This is a genomic window from Pseudoxanthomonas japonensis (genome assembly GCF_010093445.1).
Classification (GTDB): domain Bacteria; phylum Pseudomonadota; class Gammaproteobacteria; order Xanthomonadales; family Xanthomonadaceae; genus Pseudoxanthomonas_A; species Pseudoxanthomonas_A japonensis.
Map to the genome: position 1 here is coordinate 29408 of NZ_PDWW01000014.1, position 13189 is coordinate 42596.

The window sequence follows — 13189 nt, forward strand, 5'->3', positions numbered from 1 at the left end:
GGCGGTTTCCCATCGATGGACGCTACCTCGCATGAAGATGACGCCCACCCCCATCACCGCCGCCATCGCCGGCCTCTTCGCCGGCGTCGCCATGCCCCTGATCTGGCCGAAGCTGGGCGACGAGACGATGTACTGGGTGTTCGCGTTCCTGCTGGTGATCGCGCTGCCGATGCATGTGCTGGTCGTGGGCATCAACCCGACCCGCAATGCCGAGGGCAGGGGAGGCATCGATGCCGCCACGCTCAAGCGCGTCGTCATCTGGCTGGTGGCCGGCATCGCCGCCGTCGCGCTGATGAAGATCGTCGCGCCCTGACGGGAATCGCCGGGTAAGGCGCTCGGCTGCATCCAGGCGTTGCGTGAGGCGGTCCCGGTGGTGCGTCCCGGGTGCGCTTCGCTTACCCGGGCTACGGGGGCGGGGCGTGACCTCTGGCGCTGTTGCGGGGGTGTGCGGTCCGTAAGATCGGACGTAAACCGGGGAGACAACGATGCGTCCATTGCTCGCGATTGGCCTGTTCGTGCTGCTGCCGTTCGCCGCCCCGGCGGCCGGTCCCGCAGCCAATCCCATTCCCACCCGCGCCGCACTGGATGCCGAAGTCGCCGCGGCCATGAAGGCCGCGCAGGCCAACGGCCTGGCCATCGCGGTGATCGACGACGGCAACGTCGTCCATGTCGCCGCCTACGGCCAGCGCAACGCGAAAGGCGATCCGCTGCAGACCGACACCGTGATGTATGGCGCGTCCCTGACGAAGGCGGTCTTCGCGTACACGGTGATGCAGCTGGTGGAGGAGGGCAGGCTCGACCTCGACCGCCCTGTCGGCGAGTACTTCGCCAAACCGCTGACCGACTATCCCGCCGAGGACGCCTACGGTCCCTGGCCAGACCTGGCCGGTGATCCCCGCTGGAAGAACATCACCGCACGCCATTTGCTGACCCACAGCAGCGGCTTCGCCAACTTCGCCTATCTCGAACCCGACGGGAAGCTGCGCTTCCACTTCGATCCCGGTACGCGCTACGCATACTCCGGCGAAGGCCTGATCCTGCTGCAGTACGTGCTCGAGCGCGGGCTGGGCCTGGACCTGGGCGCGGAGATGCAGCGGCGCGTGTTCGACCGTTTCGACATGCCGAACACCAGCATGATGTGGCGCGCGGATTTTGCCGCCAATCTCGCCGATGGCTGGATGGAGGACGGCACGGTGGAGCCACACGACGAGCGCAGCCGCGTGCGCGCCGCCGGCTCGATGGATACCACCATTGCCGACCTCGCCAACTTCGTTGCCGCCTACATCCGCGGCGAAGGCCTGGAGCCGGCTACGTTCGACGCGATGACCTCGCCGCAGCTTCCCATCACCACCGCCAGCCAGTTTCCCACGCTGCAGGACGAACTGCCCGTCGCGCAGCGGCGCAAGGATCTGGACGCCGGGCTCGGCGTGGTGGTCTTCGACGGCCCGCAGGGCGCGGGCTTTTTCAAGGGCGGGCACAACGATTCCACCGGCAACACCTGGGTGTGCGTGAAACAGGGCAGGCGCTGCGTGGTGATCCTGGGCAACGACGTGCGCGCCGAGCGCGCATTCCCGCGGCTGGTGGCCTTCGTGCTGGGCGAGACCGGTGTGCCGTGGCGGTGGGAGTACGGCAGCGGCAAGGTCTTCGTCGACTGACGCAGGCGCCGTGGTGCAGGGCTGGCCGGCCAGGCACCGGGGTGGCAGGGAGGACGCGGCGGACCGGGCGGCCTGTTCTGCGTCAGCGCATACCCGTGGGGAGCGTGGGGCGATGTCGCCCGGCGTTCGGTGTTTCTGGTGGATCAGTGCGTCGTTTCGATCCAGCGTTCCGTGTTTCTGATGGATCAGTGCATCGTTTCGATCCAGTGTTCCGTCTTTTTGATGGATCAGTGCATCGTTTCGATCCAGCGTTCCGTCTTTTTTGATGGATCAGTCCATCGTTTCGACCCAGTGCTCCATCTTTTTGATGGATCCATGCATCGTTTCGATCCAGTGTTCCATCATTTCGATGGATCAATGCATCGTTTCGACCCAACGTTCCATCTTTTTGATGGAACGGTCCATCGTTTCGATGGATCGTTGCATCGTTTCGATGCAGCGTTGGATCATGGTGATGGATGAGTGGATCAATCCGCGATTTAACATTCTTAACATCACGTTGACCTCTCACTGTGAGATGCGGACTACAATGCTGCGTCGCATCAGTCGATGTCTGCGTCCATGCTTCGGGGAAGGACGCACATCTGCAGCGCTTCTGCGCGCAGCGTGCCTGGCACGCGGCACCCTGTTTTCCTGCGCCCGATGGCGGCGCCTTCTTCCGATGCGATGACTCTCCCCGCCGGCGTCCCTGGACGCCTTCGCGTCGTGCCTTGTGCGCGGCATCTCCCCACTCTGGAGTGCACCTGCATGAGCCTGTTGAAACAACCCACGCCACCTTTTCTTCTCGCCACCGACCTCGACGGCACCTTCCTGGCCGGCGATCCGGACGCGCGCAAGCGCCTGTACCACCTGGTCGACGCGCATCCCGACGTCAAGCTGGCGTGGGTCACCGGTCGCGGCCGTGAAGCGATCCTGCCGCTGCTCGCCGATCCCGGCCTGCCCACACCCGATTACGTCATCTGCGATGTCGGCGCCACCGTGCTGCGCACCGCCGACATGCAGCCGATCCAGCCGCTGCAGTCGCAGATCGAAGCGCGCTGGCCGGGTGAGCACGTGGTCGCCGAGGCCATGCGCCGGTTCCCGATGCTGGTGCGCCAGGAAGTGCCGCAGGAACGCCGCTGCTCGTACTACTGCCATCCGGAACAGCTGTCCACGATCCAGACGGACGTGGAAGCCGTCGCCGCCTCCCTGGGCTGCGAGGTGCTGTATTCGGCCGACCGCTACCTGGACATCCTGCCGCGGGAAACGCGCAAGGGCAGCACGCTGACCGCGCTGGTGGACGAACTGGCGCTGGACCCGTCGCGCGTGCTGGTCGCCGGTGACACGCTCAACGACCTGTCGATGTATGGCGAAGGCTTCCCCGGCGTCTGCGTGGGCGAATCGGAACCGGCGCTGGTGGCCGCCACCGCCGGCATGGACAACGTGCTGCATGCGGAGGCTCCCGGGTGCGGCGGCATCTTGCAGGCGATGGCGCATTTCGCGCTGCTCGATGCCGACGACTACCTGCCCACGCCGCATCCGCCCGGCAAGGCCGAACTGGTGATGGTCTACCACCGCCTGCCGTACGAGGAACACATCGTCGATGGCCAGCGCGTGCGCAAGCCGCACAGCTCGCCCAACGGCATCATCCCCAGCCTGCTCAGCTTCTTCGGCGAAGGCCAGCCCGGTTCGTGGGTGGCGTGGACGGTGGACGATCCGAAGGCGCCGCCGATCGAGGCGCGCGCCCCGGTGGATGCCGAGCGCTATCCCGGCCTCACGGCGACCCACGTACCGCTGACGAAGCACGAGGTGGACGTGTTCTACAAGCGCTTCTCGAAGGAAGCGTTCTGGCCGGTGATCAACAGCTTCTGGGAGCGCGCGCGCTTCAACGAAGACGACTGGGAACTCTTCAAGCGCGTCAACCGCCGCTTCGCCGAAGCCGCCGCTGCCGAGGCCGCGCCGGGCGCGACGGTCTGGCTGCACGACTACAACCTGTGGATGGTGCCGTCGGTGCTGCGCGAACTCCGCCCGGACGTGAAGATCGCCTTCTTCCACCACACGCAGTTCCCGTCGGCGGACATCTTCGCGATCCTGCCGTGGCGTCGCGAGATCCTCGGCAGCCTGCTGGCCTGCGACTACGTGGGCTTCCACATCCCGCGCCATGCGGAGAACTTCACCGACGCGGTGCGCAGCACGTTCCCGGTGGAAGTGACGCAACGCGCGTCGTGCGCGCCGCGCTTCCTGACCTTCGGCTGCGCCGTGGGCGTTGAAGACATGGCCACCGAGTTGCGCATCGACGGACGCACGGTGCGCATCGGCGCGCATCCGATCGGCACCGACGTGGGCCGCATCCGGGACTGCCTGGAGACAGAGCAGGTAGCCGACGACATCGTGCGCATCCGCGACGAAATCGGCCGGCGCAAGCTGGTGCTGTCGATCGAGCGGCTGGACTACACCAAGGGCATCCTGCAGAAGTTGCATGCGTTCGAGCGCCTGCTGGACGAGTCGCCGGAACTGCGCGGCGAGGTGACGCTGGTGCTGGTCTGCGTGCCGGCGGCCAAGGAGATGACCGTGTACCGCCCGCTGCAGCAGCAGATCGAGCAGGCGGTGGGCCGCATCAACGGCCGGCTGTCGCAGCTGGACTGGACGCCGGTGCGCTTCTTCTCGCGTGTGCTGCCGTTCGCCGACGTGGTGGCGCACTACGCCGCGGCCGATGTCATGTGGATCACGCCACTGCGCGATGGCCTGAACCTGGTGGCGAAGGAGTTCGTCGCCGTGCAGGGCCTGGAGGGCGGCGACGGCGTGCTGGTGTTGTCGGAGTTCGCCGGCGCGGCGGCGGAGTTGAAGGGCGCCGTGCTGACCAACCCGCACGATCCGGCCGACATGGCGCGCACGTTGCGGCAGGCACTGGTGATGACACCGGGCGAACGCGAAGATCGCCAGCGCCGGTTGTTCGACATCGTGCGCCACCACGACCTGTCGCGCTGGGGCCGCGAATTCCTGGCGGCGGCACGCGGCACGGACGGCACGACGACCGCGGAGCCGCACCCGGCGATCGCGGCTTAATGCATTTACGTTTGACTCGCCGCGTTTACGTGGAGATAGTCGAGTCACACAGGGGACAGGAGACACGCGATGCGGATGCTGGTCGTGCGGAGCATGGCCTGGTTGCTGATCGCGGCCGCCGCGCTGGTGCTGCTCGGGTTGGCGCAGGCGCCCGAGCTGTGGGCCCGCTGAGCGCGGGCAAAAGAAAACCCGGCCAACCAGGTCGGGTCTGAAAGGGGGAGTCCCCGGCTCCGGCAGTGCTGCTTGCTCAAGGCAGCGCCCGTGTTCCATTGCAGAGCGTCCATTCCTGGACTGCGCAGGGCGTGCTGCCGGGGACGCATGCATCGTCGCGCAGGGCATTCACATTCGCAGTCGGGCGATGTCTCGGTGTGCTGTAGGAAAAATCCTACCTGCCGTCATGGATCAACCGAACAGGCCGTTGACCGCGCCGTAGCCCATCGCCTGCGGGTCGGGCAGGGCGGTGCGGTCGTCGCGCAGGAAGGTGCCGACCTGCGTGGCCAGTCGTCCGTACATGGACTCGGCGAGGGCCGATCCGGTGCTGACGCGCCGCACGCCGAGGGCTTCGAGCGCGGCGAGGTCCTGCAGTTGCGGGCGCAGCATCACGTTGAGCGGCAGGCTGCAGTCCGCGGCGATCGCGCGGATGGCGTCGGCGTCGACCAGTCCGGGCACGAACAGGCCGTCGGCGCCGGCCTCGCGATAGGCCGCGGCGCGCCGGAGGGTTTCGTCGACGCGCATGCCATCCTCGGCCAGTCCGCGCAGGTAGACGTCGGTACGCGCGTTGATGAAGACGTCCACGCCCTGTGCGGTGCAGGCTTGGCGGATGGCGCGGATCTTGGCCGCCAGCACGGCCGGATCGCCGGCACCGTCCTCGAGGTTGATCCCGGCGGCACCGGCGTGCGCCACGCGCAGGACGATCCCGGCGACGGTGTCGGGATGGTCCGCGTAGCCGCCTTCGACATCGACCGTCAACGGCACCTCGATGACGCGGGCGATGCCGGCGACGGCATGCAGCAGGGCATCGACGTCGAGGGCATCGCCATCGGGATAACCCTGCGCCCACGCGAGTCCGGCACTGGTGGTGGCGACGGCGGGCGCGCCGAGGTGTTCGATCAGGCGGGCAGTGCCTGCATCCCAGGCGTTGGCCAGGCGGAGCAGGCCCCGGGTATGCAGGGCGCGGAAACGTGCGGCGGTGGTCATGGCGTCCGGGGTGTCGTCAGAAGGGACGACAGGGTGCCACGCCCGTGGCGGGCGGACTCACCACATGCGGACAGGGACGTTGCGCCTCTGGCCGCGGCTCAGGCGCAGAGGCGCCAGCCTTCGAACAACCGCCAGCGCCCGTCGCCGCCTTCGATGTTGATGGCGTAGTCCAGGCCCTGCCGGTGGCGCTGGTTGGCGAGCTTGACGGCGTATCCGAGCGCGGCGCCGGGGGTGGAGAAGTGCAGGGGCGGCGACTCGTTGATGGACAACTCGTAGGTGCCGTCATCGGACGGTGTGTGGAACAGGTCGAAGGTCATCATGGCGAGCGGGAAACATGGTGTCTGTGGAACAACGTACGGGGCATTCCGTGACGTCGATGCATAGACGCAGCCTGCCGTTCGCCAGGGTTAAGCGGCGTGCACGCTGCGTGAGAAAACTGTGCGGTCCGGCTGAACGGTCTACACGCGGCCTTCGCATGGACGACCGTAAAAAAGCGCGCAGTGGTCGGGCCGGCGGATCCACCCCCTCTGCCTCCCGCGCAAACCCTGCTTCCGAGTCGCAAGGCTGACACCCAGGGCACCACGAGAGAACCGAACGCAGCTTCCCGGACACCCCCTGTTCCGTGCTGCGCCTGGCGGTGGACCGCGAGTCCGACATCGTCGCCGCCCGGAGAGCCAGGCGTGTTCTCGCCGCAAACGCAAACGGGCCCGCAAGGGCCCGTTCGTGTGTCCGGCACAAGGAAACCGATCAGTGCGCGTTCTGGTGGTCCCAGGCACGCAGGCCCTGTTCCACCACGCGCAGCGCGTCGTCCACGCGCGAGGCGTCGAGTTCGGCGGTGGTGTCGCGCTCGCTGTGGATCACCTGCATCACCTTGGGCACCTGCGCCGGCTTGCCGCCGCCGAAGACCGCGAGGATCGGGTCGATCTCGTCGCCGCCGACCAGCGAGAACGAGACCGCCGGCCAGCCCGCCTTGAGGAAGGCCAGGTGGTCGGTGGGCGGGTACTTGTCGCCGGGCGCGAAGCCGAGCTTTTCCGTCCCACTGGCGGCACGCAGCGCGGCGACGAACGGCGTGCCGCTGTCCGGTGCCATCATCCACAGCGTGTCGCCCCAGCCGAACACGTCGAAGTTGACGTACAGGGCGGGCTGCTCGCGGCCGGCGGTGGCGACCCAGGCATGCGCGCCGAGCAGGCCTTTCTCTTCCAGGTCCCAGAACACCACCTGCACGCGGTGGTGTTCGAGGGGTTTGGCCTTCAATGCCTGCGCGAGTTCCAGCACGGCGGCCACGCCCGAAGCGTTGTCGGTGGCGCCATGGCCGATGGCGACCTTGTCGTAGTGCGCGCCGATCAGCAGCAGGGGCGCCTTGTCGGGACCGCCGAGGTCGGCGACGAGGTTCTCGCCGGCCTGGCCATCGCGTTCGAATGCTTCGCGCTTCCAGGCGATGCCGAGCGCATCGAGGCGCCGGACGATGGCGTCGCCACGCCCGGTCGTGTCGCCGTGCGCGCTGATCGCTTCGACCTGGCCGTGCCAGCGGCCGGACACGTCGTCGGCCCAGGCCGGCACGCTGGCGAACACGGAAAGGAGCAGGGCGCAGCGCAGGCTGCGGCGGACGTGATGCATGGTGGAACCCCCTATGACGATGGAGCGCGCAGCGGAACGCGCGGTGAGGCGCCGAGTATGCCGCAGGGCGCGCCCGGCCTCGACGGATGTACACGCATGTAGCGCACCCGCACCCGATACAATGTTAATTGCGCGGCGACGGACGGCCCGCCTACGCTCGATCCGTCCCTCGAAGGCAGCCGTTATCCATGACCATCCGCGTTTTCCTGATCGACGACCACGCCCTGGTGCGCACCGGCCTGCGCCTGATCCTCGGCACCGATACCGAGATCGACGTGGTGGGCGAGGCGGAGACCGGCGAGGCGGCACTGCCGCTGGTGCGGCAGCTGAAACCCGACGTGGTGCTGTGCGACCTGCACCTGCCCGGCTACAGCGGACTGGAAGTGACGGAACGCATCGTGCGCGCCGACATCGGCGTGCGCGTCATCATCGTGTCGGTGCTGGAGGACGGTCCGCTGCCCAAGCGCCTGCTGGAAGCCGGCGCATCCGGTTACCTCGGCAAGGCCGGCGATGCGGCGGAACTGATCCGTGCCGTGCGCGACGTGGCGCGCGGCAAGCGCTACCTGGGCAGCAACGTGGCGCAGAACCTGGCGTTGCATACGGTCGGTGGCGACGCATCGCCGTTCGACGCGCTGTCGCCGCGCGAACTGGAAGTGGCCATGCTGCTCACCCAGGGCCTGCGCCAGGAAGAGATCGCCCGTCGCCTCAATCTGAGCGCGAAGACGGTGAACACGCACAAGACGCGCCTGTTCGAGAAGACAGGCGTGCAGGACAACATCGCCCTGGCGCGCCTGGCCGCGCAGTGGGGCCTGATGGATCCGACGCGCGCGCTCTGAGCGGGTGTTCGCAGGCGTCGGAACCCTGTCCCGTCATTCCAGCGGCTTTCAACAGACGCACGTCTGGTCACGCATGGAATCCATTGCCTGTGTGAGCCGCACTGCTCAATGAAGGAGCAAGATGGGTCCCAGCGTTCGCTGGGACGACGGCGGGGTTGTCGATCAGCGCAGGTGCGTCATTCCAGCGGCTTTCAACAGACGCAGGTCTGGTCACGCCGGAATACACTGCCTGTGCGAGCCGCGCTGCTCGATGGAGGAGCAAGATGGGTCCCAGCGTTCGCTGGGACGACGGCGGAGTGGCCGGTTCGACCGTGACCCGTCATTCCAGCGAACGCTGGAAACCATTGCCTATGCGAGCCGCGCTGCTCGATGAAAGAGTAAGACGGGTCCCAACTTTCGCTGGGACGACGGCGGGGTTGTCGATCAGCGCAGGTGCGTCATTCCAGCGAACGCTGGAATCCATCGCCTATGCGAGCCGCGCTGCTCGATGAAAGAGTAAGACGGGTCCCAACTTTTGCTGGGACGACGGCGGAGTCGCTGGTTCGACTGTGCGCCTCATTCCAACGGCTTTCAACAGACGCACGTCACGCCGGAATCCACTGCCTGTGCGAGCCGCGCTGCTCGATGAAAGAGCAAGATGGGTCCCAGCGTTCGCTGGGACGACGGCGGGGTTGTCGATCAGGGCAGGTGCGTCATTCCAGCGCACGCTGGAATCCATTGCGAGCACGCGAGTGTGCGCTCTAGCGCGCAGGCTGCGCCTTCGCTTCCATCGCCGCAGTGCAGGTCTGCAGTGAGTCCACCATGGTGTCGGCAAGCCGGGTAGCGCGTGACTCCAGCGCGGCACGCGTCTCGCCGTCGGTGGGAACGCCCAGCACGGCGATCTCGTAGCGGCTGCCGCCATGCACGAACAGACGGTGGACGGAGAGCGAGCGCAGCGGTTACTCGGGTGCGTTCAGCAGGGGTCGCGCGACGGGAAAGGGTTCATCGGGATCGTCGTCGCCGAGGTTCAGCAGGCGCATCCGCACCGTGGGGCCGAAGGACGATGTGCCGGTGTCGACGCGGTACCGTTCCGCCGAAGCCACCGCCGCGACGGCGCGCGCGGTGTCGTACTCGTGCTGCAGCAGGATCCGGTACTCGTCGGCCGGGCTGCGATCCTTCGGTACGGTGGAGGTCACCACATAGGCACTCAGGTCGTTCTCGTATCGCAGGCGGTAGAACGAGATCGCGCCGCCGCCCAGTGTGCCGTGGACGACATCCCTGGCCGGTCGGAGCGGCGGCATGTCGATGCAGTAGACATCGAGGAACTTCCACTCGAACAGAAGCGACTGCGCGCCGCCCGTGCCTTTCACCTGATAAGGCCCGTCGGCCCATCCGCGGACGCTGCGTTGCTGGGCGCCCGCCTGGAACGGCAGCGCGGAAAGCAGGGTGGCCGTGGCGATCAGGACAAACGTCGCACACGCGGGCAGGGTGGTTCGCTTCATGACAGGCATCCATGCACTGGGAACATGGACGGACTGTAGTCGCCTCGCTGGAGTCTTGCCAACCCGCGCGGAGCCGGGGGCTGAAAACGACACTGGCCGCTTGCGCGGCCAGTGTTTTCCTGCTGCTTCGACGAAGCGCCTTGCGTCAGGCGCTGCGTTCCTCGTTGCCGTCGTCGTCGTGCTTGTCGCCCTGGGCGACCTCGCCGGCCGGCTTGACCGGCGTGAACGCCGGCTCGAACAGGCTGCGCGTGATCGACGGCGGCGTGTCCGCATCGGCGACGAAGAACAGCGAGCCGGTGGCCGGCGCGCTGACAGGCTTCGGTGCGGCCGGCGTCGGCACGGCGGCTTCGACGGGCGTCTCGGCTTCCGCGGTCGCCTCGTTGACAGCGTCGACGAGGTCGATCTGCACGGGCTCATTTCTCACGGCGACGACGACGGGGGTCTCCACGACCGGTTCCACGGTCTCGACCGCGGCGACGACCGGCGTCGGTGCTTCGACCGCGGCGACGATCACGGGCTCGACGGCGACGGGAGCCGGTTCGGCGGCGATCTCGGCCTTGACCGTGTCGACGATGGCGGCGGCAGCCGGTACTTCCTGCTGCACCGTGGCGGTCACTTCGGGCTGGACGCGTGCGGCTTCGGCCTTCACTTCCTCGATCACCTCGGTGGCCGCGACGGTCTCGACCACGACCGGGGCGGGCACGACGGCCGGCGTCGCGTCGGCGACGGGCGCAGCGACCGCGGCAGCGGCCACCGGCGCGGCCGGTTGCGGCTTCGGCGCACGCGGCGTGGCGATGGCCGGCTCTTCGTCGTCGAAGTCGAACTCCGGCTGCGAACGGTCGGCGACCGGGGTGTCGTCATCGCTGCCCAAGTCATCGGCCAGCGCGCCTTCTTCGCCCGCGGCACCGGCTTCGCCATTGCCGCGGCGGCGGCGACGGCCACCACGACGGCCACGGCGGCGGCGGCCACCTTCGCCGGTGTCGCCCTCGGCGGAAGGCGCGGCCTCACCGTCGACCGCGACCGTGGCGACCTGCGTCGCCTCGGTATCGATCGCCGGTACGTCGGTTGCTGCGACCGGCGTCGGGGCAACGGCGGGGGCGGTCCGCACGGCGGTGTCCTGCGTGGCGACGACCACGGCGGCGGCCGTCGTCACCGCATCGGCGGCAACCGGCGCGGCCGGCTTGGCGGGCGCGTCCTGTTGCGGCGCGCGCGGCTGGCGCTGGCCCTGACCGTCCTGCTGCGGCTTGCCACCCTGCTGGCCCTGCGGCTGCCTGGGTGCCTTGGGCTGCTGAGGCGCGTTGCCCTGGCCGTTCTGCGGCTGGCCCTGCGGCTTCTGTTGCTTCTGGCCTTGCTGCTCGTTGCGCGGCTTCTGCTGCTGGGCGTTGCCGCCCTGCTGCTTCTCGCCCTTGCTGCGCTCGTCGCGGCGGTTGTTGTCCTGCTTGCCGCCCCGGCCCTGGTTCTGCTGGCCGCGGTTGTCGCGGTTCTCGCGACGGCCGTTGCCGTTGCGGTCGTTGCGCTGGCGGTTGTCCTGCTGCGGACGCGCCTGCGGGGCAGGGGCCGCGGCTTCGCCACCACCGAACAGGCGCTTGAAGAAGCCGACGACGCCGCCCGAGGCGGGCGCGGCGACGACGACCGGCGCCACGGCCGGAGCCGGTGCGGCCACCGGTGCCGGCGCCTCGCGCTCTTCGCGCACCGGGGCCGGCTGCGTGTGCTTGACGTGGGTGACGGCGGGCGCGGCCGGGATGTTGAGCTGCGCCTTGGTCAGCGCATGCACCGGCAGCTTGCGCTGGGTGCCGCGATGGTAGCTGGGCTTGCTGCTTTCTTCGCCGAGCTCATTCTCGCGGATGCGGGTGACTTCGTAGTGCGGCGTGTGCAGCGCTTCGTCGGCGACGATGATGACCGGCGCGTCGTGGCGCTGCTCGATCTCGCGCAGCGCGCTGCGCTTCTCGTTGAGCAGGAAGTTGGCGATCTCGAGCGGAGCCTGGATCAGCACCTGCCCGGTGTTGTCCTTCATCGCGTGCTCTTCGGCCACGCGGATGATCGACAGCGACAGCGATTCGACGCTGCGCATGCGGCCATGGCCTTCGCAACGCGGGCAGACGATCTGGCTGGACTCGCCCAGCGACGGACGCAGGCGCTGGCGGCTCATCTCCAGCAGGCCGAAGCGCGAGATGCGGCCGATCTGCACGCGGGCGCGGTCGTACTTCAGCGCGTTCTGCAGCTTGTTCTCGACTTCGCGCTGGTGCTTGTTGCTCGACATGTCGATGAAGTCGATCACCACCAGGCCGCCCAGGTCGCGCAGGCGCAGCTGGCGGGCCACTTCCTCAGCCGCTTCCATGTTGGTGTGGAACGCGGTCTCCTCGATGTCGCCGCCCTTGGTGGCGCGCGCCGAGTTGACGTCGATGGCGGTCAGCGCCTCGGTCTGGTCGACCACGATGGAGCCGCCGGAGGGCAGGCGGACGTTGCGTTCATAGGCGCCCTCGATCTGCGATTCGATCTGGAAGCGGTTGAACAGCGGGATGTCGTCCTTGTAAGGCTTCAGCTTGCGCAGGTTGTGCGGCATGACCTGCTGCATGAACTCGCGGGCGGTCTCGTACAGCTCGTCGGTGTCGACCAGAATTTCGCCCACGTCGCTGCGCAGGTAGTCGCGCAGGGCGCGTACGATCAGGCGGCTTTCCTGGTAGATCAGGAACGGGGCCGGCTTGGTCAGTGCGGCTTCGGCGATGGCTTTCCAGACGCTCAGCAGGTAGTCCAGGTCCCACTGCAGCTCTTCGGCGTCGCGGCCGACGCCAGCGGTGCGGATGATCACGCCCATGTCGTCGGGGATGGCCAGCGCGTCCATCGCCTTCTTCAGCTCCGCACGGTCGTCGCCCTCGATGCGGCGCGACACGCCACCGGCGGTGGGCGAGTTCGGCATCAGCACCATGTAGCGGCCGGCCAGCGAGATGAACGTGGTCAGGGCGGCGCCCTTGTTGCCGCGTTCGTCCTTGTCCACCTGGACGACGACTTCCTGGCCTTCCTTCAGCAGCTCGCGGATGCCGGCCTTGTTGTGGTCGACGCCGGCCTGGAAGTAATCGCGGGAGATTTCCTTCAGTGGCAGGAAGCCATGGCGGTCGGCGCCGTAGTCGACGAAGGCGGCTTCCAGGGAGGGCTCGAGCCGGGTGATGCGGCCCTTGTAGATGTTGGACTTCTTCTGTTCCTTCGACGGCTGTTCGATATCGATGTCGTACAGGGTCTGACCGTCGACGATGGCCACGCGCAGCTCTTCGGCCTGCGTGGCGTTGATCAACATGCGTTTCATTGTGCGTTCCTCGCGCGCTGCTACCGCGCGGAACGCCATGGGGTTTCGCTTCTGGAA

Annotated in this window: 11 protein-coding genes; 5 read left to right on the forward strand and 6 right to left on the reverse strand. The window is 67.8% G+C overall.

Translation table 11 applies throughout. The features are described from left to right. Positions 1-31 precede the first annotated feature (31 nt). The 4 genes from CSC78_RS10910 to ggpS all read left to right on the forward strand — a co-directional run bounded on the left by CSC78_RS10910 (position 32) and on the right by ggpS (position 4700). Positions 32-313: a hypothetical protein gene (locus tag CSC78_RS10910; RefSeq protein ID WP_162337909.1), complete on the forward strand. Its 282-nt coding sequence runs from the start codon at positions 32-34 to the stop codon at positions 311-313. Positions 314-485: 172 nt separating this feature from the next. Next, on the forward strand, positions 486-1655 hold the full coding sequence (locus tag CSC78_RS10915) for a serine hydrolase domain-containing protein (RefSeq protein ID WP_162337910.1): 1170 nt from the start codon (positions 486-488) through the stop codon (positions 1653-1655). Between the two features lie 138 nt (positions 1656-1793). Continuing rightward, complete coding sequence (locus CSC78_RS10920; protein WP_162337911.1) at positions 1794-2117, forward strand: hypothetical protein; 324 nt, start codon at positions 1794-1796, stop codon at positions 2115-2117. A 285-nt stretch (positions 2118-2402) separates the two neighbouring features. Then, complete coding sequence (gene ggpS / locus CSC78_RS10925; protein ID WP_162337912.1) at positions 2403-4700, forward strand: glucosylglycerol-phosphate synthase; 2298 nt, start codon at positions 2403-2405, stop codon at positions 4698-4700. 402 nt (positions 4701-5102) lie between these two features. On the opposite strand, the gene CSC78_RS10930 is transcribed toward ggpS, so the two are convergent. The 3 genes from CSC78_RS10930 to CSC78_RS10940 form a co-directional block, all read right to left on the reverse strand. After that, positions 5103-5897 (reverse strand): isocitrate lyase/PEP mutase family protein, encoded by a 795-nt coding sequence (locus tag CSC78_RS10930; protein ID WP_162337913.1) that lies wholly within the window; start codon positions 5895-5897, stop codon positions 5103-5105. 98 nt (positions 5898-5995) lie between these two features. Further along, positions 5996-6217, reverse strand: coding sequence for a hypothetical protein (locus CSC78_RS10935; protein WP_162337914.1), 222 nt, complete (start codon positions 6215-6217; stop codon positions 5996-5998). A gap of 427 nt (positions 6218-6644) precedes the next feature. Further along, positions 6645-7514, reverse strand: a complete 870-nt coding sequence (locus tag CSC78_RS10940; protein WP_162337915.1) for a M28 family metallopeptidase — start codon at positions 7512-7514, stop codon at positions 6645-6647. Between the two features lie 188 nt (positions 7515-7702). Here CSC78_RS10940 and CSC78_RS10945 point away from each other — a divergent pair, with 188 nt between their 5' ends. After that, entirely contained in the window at positions 7703-8350 is a 648-nt protein-coding gene (locus CSC78_RS10945) for a response regulator (protein WP_162337916.1), read from the forward strand. Between the two features lie 740 nt (positions 8351-9090). Here CSC78_RS10945 and CSC78_RS19190 read toward each other — a convergent pair. From CSC78_RS19190 to rne, 3 genes are all read right to left on the reverse strand, one after another. Then, positions 9091-9225, reverse strand: a complete 135-nt coding sequence (locus tag CSC78_RS19190) for a hypothetical protein (RefSeq protein WP_274379355.1) — start codon at positions 9223-9225, stop codon at positions 9091-9093. A 63-nt stretch (positions 9226-9288) separates the two neighbouring features. Beyond that, on the reverse strand, positions 9289-9831 hold the full coding sequence (locus CSC78_RS10950) for a hypothetical protein (RefSeq protein ID WP_162337917.1): 543 nt from the start codon (positions 9829-9831) through the stop codon (positions 9289-9291). 145 nt (positions 9832-9976) lie between these two features. After that, complete coding sequence (gene rne / locus CSC78_RS10955; protein WP_162337918.1) at positions 9977-13132, reverse strand: ribonuclease E; 3156 nt, start codon at positions 13130-13132, stop codon at positions 9977-9979. Positions 13133-13189 lie beyond the last annotated feature (57 nt).

Bases quoted from the DNA above. Each gene is read 5' to 3' on its own strand.
- CSC78_RS10910 (WP_162337909.1), top strand. From the start codon at position 32: ATGAAGATGACGCCCACCCCCATCACCGCCGCCATCGCCGGCCTCTTC.
- CSC78_RS10915 (WP_162337910.1), top strand. From the start codon at position 486: ATGCGTCCATTGCTCGCGATTGGCCTGTTCGTGCTGCTGCCGTTCGCC.
- ggpS (WP_162337912.1), top strand. From the start codon at position 2,403: ATGAGCCTGTTGAAACAACCCACGCCACCTTTTCTTCTCGCCACCGAC.
- CSC78_RS10930 (WP_162337913.1), bottom strand. From the start codon at position 5,897: ATGACCACCGCCGCACGTTTCCGCGCCCTGCATACCCGGGGCCTGCTC.
- CSC78_RS10935 (WP_162337914.1), bottom strand. From the start codon at position 6,217: ATGATGACCTTCGACCTGTTCCACACACCGTCCGATGACGGCACCTAC.
- CSC78_RS10940 (WP_162337915.1), bottom strand. From the start codon at position 7,514: ATGCATCACGTCCGCCGCAGCCTGCGCTGCGCCCTGCTCCTTTCCGTG.
- CSC78_RS10945 (WP_162337916.1), top strand. From the start codon at position 7,703: ATGACCATCCGCGTTTTCCTGATCGACGACCACGCCCTGGTGCGCACC.
- CSC78_RS10950 (WP_162337917.1), bottom strand. From the start codon at position 9,831: ATGAAGCGAACCACCCTGCCCGCGTGTGCGACGTTTGTCCTGATCGCC.
- rne (WP_162337918.1), bottom strand. From the start codon at position 13,132: ATGAAACGCATGTTGATCAACGCCACGCAGGCCGAAGAGCTGCGCGTG.